Source organism: Sphingopyxis sp. (genome assembly GCF_035565275.1).
In the GTDB taxonomy this organism is placed as follows: Bacteria; Pseudomonadota; Alphaproteobacteria; order Sphingomonadales; family Sphingomonadaceae; genus Sphingopyxis.
Map to the genome: position 1 here is coordinate 1 of NZ_DATMST010000262.1, position 1795 is coordinate 1795.

General features: G+C 66.5%; 3 protein-coding genes and 1 pseudogene. 1 reads left to right on the forward strand and 3 read right to left on the reverse strand.

Translation table 11 applies throughout. The features are described from left to right. The 3 genes and pseudogenes from VN047_RS17595 to VN047_RS17605 form a co-directional block, all read right to left on the reverse strand. A pseudogene (locus VN047_RS17595) lies at positions 1-262 on the reverse strand (hypothetical protein); the annotation flags it as partial. A 43-nt stretch (positions 263-305) separates the two neighbouring features. Next, positions 306-638, reverse strand: a complete 333-nt coding sequence (locus VN047_RS17600; protein ID WP_325544944.1) for a hypothetical protein — start codon at positions 636-638, stop codon at positions 306-308. A 63-nt stretch (positions 639-701) separates the two neighbouring features. Next, a complete protein-coding gene (locus VN047_RS17605; RefSeq protein ID WP_325544946.1) occupies positions 702-1346 on the reverse strand; it encodes a GGDEF domain-containing protein in 645 nt (214 codons plus the stop codon). Positions 1347-1580: 234 nt separating this feature from the next. Between VN047_RS17605 and VN047_RS17610 the strand changes: the two genes are divergently transcribed. Continuing rightward, a partial coding sequence (locus VN047_RS17610) for an AIR carboxylase family protein (RefSeq protein WP_325544947.1) occupies positions 1581-1795 on the forward strand: 215 nt, incomplete at its 3' end.

Consider the following 1795-nt stretch of genomic DNA (forward strand, 5'->3'; position numbering starts at 1 on the left):
CAGCCGCCGGCCGCATCCGCCAGAGCAGCGCCGCCGCGGCCGAGAACAGGGCCAGCGCCACGAGCAACGCGGCAACCCCCTGCCCGATCATCCGGTTCGCGATCGATCCCGCGATGGCAGCGACCAGCGCGTTGGCGAGGAAGGCGGCGAAGACGATGACGACCGTCGCGCGCCGATCCTCGCGCGCGCTCAACAGACGCGAAAGCGCCATTCCGCTGCGCCCGTCGGCATTGGCGAGCAGCACCGCCACCAGCGCGAGCATGATTGCATCCATTGGAGATATCTGGATCGTCGGAAGATCAAGGTCAATGATCCAGACGCACAGCGACCGATGCCAGCCAGGCTTCCTGCATCGCCGGGGGCAGCGGCCCCTGCGGGGCGCTCACCGCGTCGCTCATCGCGTCGAGATAGGTCAGGATCGCGGCGCGATAGCCGCCCGCCGCAACCGCCGATTCCAGCCGGCTCGCCAGCGTTTCGACCGCGGCGAAACCATTGTCGCGCGCAAGACAGCGGATATCGTCGATCCCCCGCACGATCTCGACGAACGCACAATGCGGCAAGGCTTCGGCCAACGCGCCGATCTGTCCGGTAATCCGGCTGCGAATGTCCTGAAAAGGATCGATCCGGGTCTGCATCATTCACCCCCTGTCCGTGGGGGCACGATGCGCCTTTCTGGTTAACGCGCGGTTAGCGCCCCGACCCTAACGATGCCCGGGCAAGCCGCCGAGGCTCTGCTTGCTCTTGTACATGTCGCGATCTGCGGCGGCCAAAATGTCCGATTCGGTCATCCCGGTCTGCAGCATCGCGATGCCGAAGCAGGCCGACAGCGCGATTTCGTGTCCGTCATAATGCGCCGGCGACGCGCTCAGCACGTCGCAGAGCCGGATGACCTGCGCGCGCGCGCCCTCTTCGTTCGACTGGTCGAGGATCAGCCCGAACTCGTCGCCGCCGATGCGCGCTGCGACGTCGGTCGCGCGGATCGAGCCCGCGAGCCGCTTGGCGATTTCCATCAGCGCAAAGTCGCCTGCGGCGTGCCCGAAGCTGTCGTTGATATATTTGAGCTGGTTGACGTCGATGAAGACGACCGCAGCGCGTTCGGCATGACGTTCGAACCGCGCCATGCGGTGATGGATCGCGGTCAGGAAATAGCGGCGGTTGAACAAGGGGGTCAGCGTGTCGCGCTCGGACACGCGCTCGAGCTCGGCGACGGCGATCTTCAATACGCGGTTTTCGCGGCGCAGCGCGTCGCGTTCGCGGCGCAGTTCGCGCAACTGGTCCTCGATGGAGTCAACGGACAGGACGCCGATCTGGTCGATCGCGATCCGTGCCCCCCCTACGCTGTCCATTCGACGTCCCCGAACCGAACCCACATTCCCCGGCCCGATGCCGGTGGATAGTCTGGGAGCAATCCTAACGACGACTTCATACCAATCGGTAAACGCGGGGGCGGAACCATCGTCGCTCCCGATATCGAACGGACGACATCGAATTGGCGGCGTTGCCCGCGCGCGGCCTTGTCGCTAGGGGAAGGGCGGCGGCGATTCACCGATGGACCGGGCGCCGGCAGAGGAGGGATCAGGATGGGCGACAGCGCGCCGCAAGTCGGTGTCATCATGGGCAGCCAGTCGGACTGGCCGACGATGGCGCATGCGGTCCAGATCCTCGAGGAATTGGGCATCGCGCACGAGGTGCAGATCGTCTCGGCGCACCGCACCCCCGACCGCCTCGTCGCCTATGCCAAGAGCGCGGCCGACCGCGGGCTCAAGGCGATCATCGCCGGCGCCGGCGGCGCGGC